Annotated in this window: 6 protein-coding genes and 1 pseudogene; 4 read left to right on the top strand and 3 right to left on the bottom strand. The window is 74.8% G+C overall.

What is annotated here, in order from left to right; all coding sequences use genetic code 11:
- Window positions 1–2 precede the first annotated feature (2 nt).
- Window positions 3–605 (top strand): nucleoside/nucleotide kinase family protein, encoded by a 603-nt coding sequence (locus IH13_RS0120200; protein ID WP_031086423.1) that lies wholly within the window; start codon window positions 3–5, stop codon window positions 603–605.
- 102 nt (window positions 606–707) lie between these two features.
- Window positions 708–1,844 (top strand): aminopeptidase P family protein, encoded by a 1,137-nt coding sequence (locus IH13_RS0120195; RefSeq protein ID WP_031086422.1) that lies wholly within the window; start codon window positions 708–710, stop codon window positions 1,842–1,844.
- Between the two features lie 21 nt (window positions 1,845–1,865).
- On the opposite strand, the gene treZ is transcribed toward IH13_RS0120195, so the two are convergent.
- Window positions 1,866–3,626: a malto-oligosyltrehalose trehalohydrolase gene (treZ, locus tag IH13_RS0120190; RefSeq protein ID WP_031086421.1), complete on the bottom strand. Its 1,761-nt coding sequence runs from the start codon at window positions 3,624–3,626 to the stop codon at window positions 1,866–1,868.
- A 215-nt stretch (window positions 3,627–3,841) separates the two neighbouring features.
- On the opposite strand from treZ, the gene IH13_RS0120185 reads away from it, so the two are divergent.
- Window positions 3,842–5,197: a GH1 family beta-glucosidase gene (locus tag IH13_RS0120185; protein ID WP_031086420.1), complete on the top strand. Its 1,356-nt coding sequence runs from the start codon at window positions 3,842–3,844 to the stop codon at window positions 5,195–5,197.
- Between the two features lie 23 nt (window positions 5,198–5,220).
- On the opposite strand, the gene IH13_RS0120180 is transcribed toward IH13_RS0120185, so the two are convergent.
- Entirely contained in the window at window positions 5,221–6,174 is a 954-nt protein-coding gene (locus IH13_RS0120180) for a GNAT family N-acetyltransferase (protein ID WP_031086419.1), read from the bottom strand.
- Between the two features lie 163 nt (window positions 6,175–6,337).
- Here IH13_RS0120180 and IH13_RS0120175 point away from each other — a divergent pair, with 163 nt between their 5' ends.
- Window positions 6,338–6,904 (top strand): DUF1707 and FHA domain-containing protein, encoded by a 567-nt coding sequence (locus IH13_RS0120175; RefSeq protein WP_031086417.1) that lies wholly within the window; start codon window positions 6,338–6,340, stop codon window positions 6,902–6,904.
- 24 nt (window positions 6,905–6,928) lie between these two features.
- Here IH13_RS0120175 and IH13_RS0120170 read toward each other — a convergent pair.
- A pseudogene (locus IH13_RS0120170) lies at window positions 6,929–8,316 on the bottom strand (malto-oligosyltrehalose synthase); the annotation flags it as partial.

Raw genomic sequence — 8,316 nt, 5'->3', positions numbered from 1 at the left:
GGCTGACGGACCGCGCCCGCGGCCTCGCCGCCGACGGCACCCGGCGCCTCCTCGGGATCGCGGGCGCGCCCGGCTCCGGGAAGTCCACCCTGGCCGCCCGGCTCGTCGACGCCCTCGACGGACAGGCGGTCCTCGTCCCGATGGACGGCTTCCACCTGGCCGGAGCCGAGCTGACGCGCCTCGGACGGGCGGAGCGCAAGGGCGCGCCCGACACCTTCGACGCCGCCGGGTACGCGGCGCTGCTGAGGCGGCTGCGGCACCCCGAGGGGCCGGACCCGGTGTACGCGCCCGCGTTCGACCGGGAACTGGAGGAACCGGTCGCCGGAGCCGTGCCCGTGCCCCCGGACGTCCCGCTCGTCGTGACCGAGGGCAACTACCTGCTGCTGGACGAGGGGCCCTGGGCGCCGGTGCGGGGGCTGCTCGACGAGGTGTGGTTCCTGGACGCCGCCCCGGACGTGCGGGTGCGCCGGCTCGTGGACCGGCACGTGCGGTTCGGCAAGCCCCGCCCGCACGCGGAACGCTGGGTCGCCGGCTCCGACGAGCGCAACGCCCGCCTCGTGGAGCGGCACCGCGACCGGGCCGACCTGGTGGTACGGATGTCCTGAGCGGAGCATGCTGGGTGCCGTCCAGCCGTCCAGCCGTCCAGCCGTCCCGCCGTCCAGCCGTCCCGCCGTCCAGCCGTCCAGCCGTCCCCCGAGGAGGCCCCCATGACCAGCCCCGGTACCGACCGGCCCGTGCCCTTCACCGCCGACGACTACCGGGCCCGGATGGCCCGTGCCGCCGAGGCCGCCGACGCCGCCGGCCTCGCGGGCGTGCTCGTCGCCCCCGGGCCCGACCTGGTCCACCTCACCGGCTACCGCCCGACCGCCGCCACCGAGCGGCTCACCCTGCTCGTCCTGCGGGCCGGTCACGACCCCGTCCTGGTCGTCCCCGCACTGGAGGCCGCGGACGCCGAACGCGCCGCCGGTGCCCCGGCGCTCACCCTGCGGGACTGGACCGACGCCGCCGACCCGTACGCCCTGTCCGCCGCATCGCTGGACGCCGAGGGCCGGTTCGCGGTCAGCGACAACACCTGGGCCCTCCATCTGCTGGCCCTGCAGCAGCGGCTGCCCGGGACCTCGTACGCCTCGCTGACCGAGGCCCTGCCGATGCTGCGCGCGGTGAAGGACGCGGCCGAACTGGAACGGCTCGCCGCAGCGGGGGCCGCCGCCGACGCCGCGTACGAGCGCGTCCTGGAGGTCCGCTTCTCCGGCCGCCGGGAGACCGACGTGGCCGCCGAACTCGCCGCCCTCCTACGGGAGTACGGCCACGAGCAGGTCGACTTCACCGTGGTGGGCTCCGGCCCGAACGGCGCCAACCCGCACCACGAGGCGGGGGGCCGCACCATCGAGCGGGGCGACATGGTCGTGCTGGACTTCGGCGGCCTCAAACACGGGTACGGTTCCGACACCTCCCGTACGGTCCACGTCGGCGAACCCACCACCGAGGAGCAGCGGGTCCACGACATCGTGCGGGAGGCGCAGGAGGCGGGGTGCCGCGCCGTACGCCCCGGCGCCGCCTGTCAGGACGTCGACCGGGCGGCCCGTGCCGTCATCACCGAATTCGGTTACGGCGAACGGTTCATCCACCGCACCGGCCACGGCATCGGTGTCACCACCCACGAACCGCCGTACATGATCGAGGGCGAGGAGCAGCCCCTGGTGCCGGGCATGTGCTTCTCCGTCGAGCCGGGTATCTACCTCCCGGGCCGCTTCGGGGTCCGCATCGAGGACATCGTCACCGTCACCGAGGACGGCGGACGGCGGCTGAACACCACCCCGCGCGAACTGGCGGTCGTCGAGTAGGACCGGTCGCGTCCCCGGCGGTCAGTCGTCGGCCAGCACCACGCACGACTCGGGCGGCAGGCGCAGCACCCCGTCGGCGCCCGGGGCTTCCACGGGCGTCCAGGCGGCCAGTACCCGGCCCCCGCCCGCGCGGTGCCGTCCGAGCCCCAGCGGGACGGCGGCCGGTGCGTCGGCGAGGTTGACCGCGACCCGTAGGTCGCCCCGGCGGTAGGCGATCCAGCGCGCCCCCTCGTCGTACGCCGTCCGGACCGCGGCCAGGTCCGGATCGCAGAGGTCGGGCATGGCGTGGCGCAGCGCGATCAGCTCGCGGTACCAGGCCCGCATCCGGGCGTGCGGTTCCCGCTCCGGTTCGCTCCAGTCGAGGCACGAACGGGCCCGCGTGTCCGGGTCCTGCGGGTCGGGGACGTCCTCGGCCGCCCAGCCGTGCGCCGCGAACTCCCGTCTCCTGCCCTCGCGTACGGCACGGGCGAGCTCCGGATCGGTGTGGTCGGTGAAGAACTGCCACGGAGTGCGGGCGCCCCACTCCTCGCCCATGAAGAGCATCGGGGTGAACGGCCCGGTGAGCACCAGGGCCGCCGCGCACGCCTGGAGTCCGGGGGACAGGGACGAGGCGAGGCGGTCGCCGAGCGCGCGGTTGCCGATCTGGTCGTGCGTCTGGGCGTAGCCGACGAAGCGGTGGGCGGGGGTCCGGGTGATGTCCACGGGCCGGCCGTGCGTGCGGCCCCGGAAGCTGGAGTACGTGCCGTTGTGGAAGAACGCGGCGGTCACCGTCTTGGCGAGCGCGGCCAGCGGGGCGGCGGCGAAGTCGGCGTAGTAGCCCTGCGACTCACCGGTCAGCGCGGTGTGCAGCGCGTGGTGGAAGTCGTCGTTCCACTGGGCGTGCAGCCCGAGGCCGCCCTCGGGCCTCGGCGTCGTCGTCCGCGGGTCGCACAGGTCGGACTCGGCGATCAGCGGCAGGGGGCGGCCCACCTCCACGGCGAGCGCGTCGACCGCCGTGGACAGCTCCTCCAGGAAGGTCAGCGCCCGGTCGTCCGCGAGCGCGTGGACCGCGTCCAGCCGCAGCCCGTCGAGCCGGTAGTCCCGCAGCCAGGCCAGCGCACTGCCCAGCAGATACGCGCGGACCTCGTCCGAGCCCGGGGCGTCGAGGTTGACGGCCGAGCCCCACGGCGTGTGGTGGGTGTCGGTGAAGTACGGGCCGAAGGCCGGGAGGTGGTTGCCGGAGGGGCCCAGGTGGTTGTGGACCACGTCCAGCACGACGGCCAGGCCCAGACCGTGTGCCGCGTCCACGAAGCGCTTCAGGCCCTCCGGCCCGCCGTACGGTTCGTGCACCGCCCACAGCGACACGCCCTCGTACCCCCACCCGTGCGTGCCGGGGAAGGGGCAGACCGGCATCAGCGACACATGGGTGACACCCAGGTCCACCAGATGGCCGAGCCGTCCGGCCGCCGCGTCGAAGGTGCCCGCCTCGGTGAACGTCCCGATGTGCAGCTCGTACAGCACGGCGCCCGGCAGTCCGCGTCCGGCCCACGGGTGGCGCCAGGCGTACGCCTCCTGGTCGACCACCGCGCTCTCGCCGTCGGGACCGTCCGGCTGGCGGCGGGAGCGCGGATCGGGCAGGACGGGGCCGTCGTCGAGCACGAAGCCGTAGCGGTCGCCGTCCACCGCCTCGGCCTCGGCCGCCCACCAGCCCGCACGCAGCGGATCACGCTCCATCGGCCGCCGCCCGCCCGCCGTCGCCAGCAGGACCGACGCGGCCTGAGGGGCCCACACCTCGAACTGCATCCACCACTCCTCGTCCACGAACCGGCGGGGCCGCCCCGGGCCCATGACCGGCGGAAGGCGCACGCACGGCCCCGGGGCACTGGAGCGGATCCGCACCTGGCGATTAAGGTCTGGTCCTGATCATTGCCCTGCCGGCGGGTGCTCATACGCGGCGGACATGGGCAGGAGCACCCGGAACGAGTACCAGGTCCCTCTGACGGCTGCTGGAGGCCGAGATGACCGTGCCGATCTTTCCCCCCGGTTTCCTCTGGGGCGCGTCCGCCTCAGCCTTCCAGACCGAAGGGGCGCACGACACCGACGGCAAGGGCCTCTCCGGCTGGGACGCCTTCGCCGCGCAGGGCAGGATCAAGGACGGCACCGACACCACCCGGGGCACCGGCTTCCACGAGCGCTACCGGGAGGACGTCGCCCTGCTCGCCGGACTCGGCGCGGACGCCTTCCGCTTCTCCGTCAGCTGGCCCCGGGTCGTCCCCGGCGGCAGCGGCGCGGTCAACCCCGCCGGGCTGGACTTCTACGACCGGCTCGTCGACGAGCTCTGCGCCCGCGGCGTCACCCCCGCCCCGACCCTCTACCACTGGGACACCCCGCTCGCGCTGGAGGAGGAGGGCGGCTGGCTCCACCGGGACACCGCCTACCGCTTCGCCGAGTACGCGGGCATCGTCGCGGAACGGCTCGCCGACCGCGTCCCCATGTGGATCACCATCAACGAACCGGCCGAGGTCACCATGCTCGGGTACGCGCTCGGCGAGCACGCCCCCGGCCGCACCCTGCTCTTCGACGCGCTGCCCGCCGCCCACCACCAACTGCTCGCGCACGGCCTCGCCGTACGGGCGCTGCGCGCGGCCGGGGCCGGGAACATCGGCCTCGCCCTGTCCCACACGCCCGTCTGGACGGCCGGTGACACGGACGAGGACCGCATGGGCGCGGAGCTCTACGACACCCTCACCAACTGGCTGTTCGCCGACCCCGTGCTGACCGGCCGCTACCCCGACGAGGGCTTCGCCTCCCTCATGCCGGGTCCCGTGGAGGACGACCTCGGGGTCATCTCCACCCCGCTCGACTGGTACGGCGTCAACTACTACAACCCCACCCTCGTCGGCGCCCCGAAGCCGGAGGCCCTGGACTCCTTCTCCGGCTACCGCATGCCGGAGGGCCTGCCCTTCGGAATCCGGGAGATACAGGGGTACGAGACCACCGACTTCGGCTGGCCCGTCGTCCCCGAAGGGCTCACCGAGACCCTCGGGCAGCTCCGGGACCGCTTCGGCGACCGGCTGCCCCCCGTCTACATCACCGAGAACGGCTGCGCCGTCGACGAACCCGTCGCCGACGGCCGCCGCATCGCCTACCTGGAGGGACACCTGAAGGCCCTGCGGTCGGCCATCGACGCGGGCGTCGACGTACGCGGCTACTTCACCTGGTCACTCACCGACAACGTGGAGTGGACCGAGGGCGCCGGCAAGCGTTTCGGGCTCGTCCACATCGACTACGCGACGCTCCGGCGCACGCCCAAGGAGTCGTACACCTGGTACCGGGACCTGATCCGCGCCCAGCGCGCGGCGGGCACCGGCTGAGGGCCCCGCCCGGCGGGCCCCGGTCAGTCCCACACCATGTCGACGGCGCGCTCGAAGTTCACGTATCCCAGGCGTGCGAAGGACTTCGCCATCGGCGCGTTGCCGAGGTCGGTGGCGGCCCTGATCCGCTCCACGCCCCGGGCCGCGAGCACCCGGGTGCCCTCGGCGAGGACGTCGTCGACGTAGCCGTGGCCCCGGTGGGCCGGCAGCACTCCGATGTACGCGATCATCGGGTGGTAGTTGTTGCGGGCCGGGACCACGAAGCCGACCGGTTCTCCACCCGGGAGTTCCGCGACCCGCCACCACTCCCGTGGGGACCTCAGCTGCGCGAACTCCTCCTCGTACTGCTTCTCGGCGGCCTCGCGTGCGGTCAGCCCGGACGCCAGGTCCGCCCGGCCGTGGGCGTCCAGGGTGCCGTCCACCACCGCGGCCATCAGGGCGACCAGGTCCTCCCGGTCCCTGACCTGACGGAACATCAGCCGGCCCTCGTCCTTCGGCACGGGCGTGCCCGCGCGCCACTCCAGGCGCAGCCGCTCCACCAGGACACGGGCACCGCTCGCCGCCATGACCCGCAGCCGCGCCTCGACCACCTCACGGGCGGCGGGATCCTTACGCCAGTCCGGCGGGACGAACCGTCCGTACTCGGGACGGGGCGCCCCGGCGGGTATCACCGCGGCCGTCGCCGTCTCCAGCAGTCGCAGCCCGATCTCACCGCGCTCCGGCTCCGGCAGGGTGTCGTCCAGGTCGAAGAAGTCCAGGAACCGCGGGCCGCCCCCGCGCTCATCGGTCCACCACGAGAGCCGGGCGGCCACCCGCCCACCGCGCAGTGCCACCCACATCCACTCGGGAGGGCGGCGGCCGGCCGCGAGGTCGTCGGCCACCTCGTGGTCCAGGACGTACGGCAGGCCGAGGAAGAGGCCGAGCTCCTCGGGCCCTTCGAGGTGACGGATGATCAGGTCCAGTGGGGCAAGGGGCACAGGTACTCCAGGGCGCGGTTCGCCGGCGCGGGGGCGGCGGCGGGCGTGACGGTAGCAACCCCCGCGCCCACGGCCTACCGCTTTTCCGCTGCCGCGCAGGTCAGGGCGGCCCGAAGCGGCCTTCTGCTGGACACCCCAGCCCTGTCGGCCCGACAATCGGACCGTGACGTCATCCTTCGAGCACTCCACGTACCCCGCGCGGCTGTCGGACGCCCAGCGCGACCGTGCTCTCGACGCTCTGAGGGACGGCGTGGCCCAGGGCAAGCTCTCCCAGGACACCTTCCTGCGGCGGATGGAACTCGCGCTGACCGCCCGGCGGTCCGAGGACCTCGCGGTGCTCACCGCCGACCTGGAGTCCGGCGGACGCTGGAGCCGTGGACTCCTCCGCGCGGTGGGCGGGGCCTCCGCGTTCCCGGCGCGGCTGCGGCGGGCCTGGCAGTCCGAGCGGCTGCCCAAGCTCCTGCTGCCCGTGCCCGGTCCGCACCCGCTGCACATAGGCCGCGACCCGGGCAACGGACTGCGGCTCAGCCACGAGACCGTGTCGCGCCGGCACGCCGAGCTGACCGCCCACGGCAGCCGGTGGATCCTCCGCGACCTCGGCTCCACGAACGGCACCTGCGTCAACGGCCGACGGGTCATCGGCGCCGTCCCGGTGCGCGCCGGTGACCAGGTCAGCTTCGGCCGGGTGGCCTTCCTGCTCACCTCACCCGCGCAGCTCCCGCCGCAGTGACCCCCGTGCCCACGGCGCGTCGCGTCAGGCCCTGACGAGCAGCGCCACCGGCCGGTCCGCGAACAGCTCCGCCACGGCCACCTCGGGGCCGGTGAACTCCCGCCCCGGGGTGAGCAGATCGCGCCACCGGCCACCGTCGGGCAGCGTCAGCGCCGTGCCGCGCCAGCCGCCCTCCTCCGCGAGCCGCAGCGACAGCCGCGTCACCGCCGTGACCACGTCCCCGGACCGGCAGAACGCCAGGCAGTGGGCGGCCGCCGGGCCCCGGGCCCCCAGCGGGGCGTAGGTGCCCGACTCGCCGAAGAGCCCGGGACGCTCCCGGCGCAGCCGCAGCGCCGCCGCAGTGACCTCCGCCTTGGGGTCGTCGTCGCGCCCCTCGGGCGGGCGGCCGAACGGGCGGCGGTTGTCCGGGTCCACCAGGGCGAGGTACTCCCGCTCCGTGCCCTGGTAGAGATCGGGCACGCCCGGCATGGTGAGGTGCACCAGCGCCGCCCCCAGCACATTGGCCCGCACGAAGGGTTCCAGGGCCGCCGCGAACCGGGTCAGCGCCGAGCGGACCTCGCCGGTGCCGCTGCCCGGGCCCGCCGCCACGAAGTCGGTCACCGCTCGCTCGTACGCCGGGTCCGGCTCGGTCCAGCTGGTGAACAGGCCCGCCTCCCGGACCGCCTTCAGCAGCGCCGGCTCCAGCCTGCCCGCCGCCTCCGCGGCCGGCAGCCCCGCGCAGCCGTACGCCGACTGCCAGGCCTGCCAGGCCAGCTGCGGATCCGGCGCCGCCACCCCGGCCGCCCGGGACAGCCGCGCCACCAGCGCGGCCCAGCGCTCCGGGCACTCCGAGAGGACGGCGATCCGGGCCCGGACGTCACCGCTGCGCTTGGTGTCGTGCGTGGTCAGCACCGTGCCGGTGGCCGGCCAGTCGCGGGCGACGCGGGCGCAGTACGCGTGGAACTCCTCCGGGGACACCGCCGGCCGGCCCGGGTCGCCGCCCACCTCGGTCGCCGAGAGCAACGGGACGTACCGGTAGAACGCCGTGTCCTCCACCGACTTGGCGTGCAGTGCCGACGCCGTCTGGGCGAACCGGGCACAGAACTCGGCGTGTTCCTCGCCCGCGCCCAGCCGGCCGAGCGCCAGCTCCCGCACCACGTCCACGGCCGTGGCCTCCTGCGGCACGGAGAACGCGGCCTTCGCGTCCCGTACCGCCTGGGGCGGCAGCGCCGACTCGGCGAGCTCCGTCGGCGGGCCCCCCGCGGTGACGTACGGCCGGTAGACGGGGACCCGGACCAGCAGCTCCCGGATCGCCGTGTGCAGGGCCCAGGGGGCGTGGTCCCGCAGGGCGAGGTCCCCGGCGCAGGCCCGGACGGCGAGCCGGGTCAGCCACCGGGTCTCGGCGGCCAGCTCATGGGTGACCACCCGGTAGG

This window comes from Streptomyces sp. NRRL WC-3549 (assembly GCF_000721935.1).
Lineage (GTDB): Bacteria > Actinomycetota > Actinomycetes > Streptomycetales > Streptomycetaceae > Streptomyces.
The sequence above is the reverse complement of the archived record's forward strand: the minus strand, read 5'-3'. Positions and strand labels throughout refer to the sequence as shown.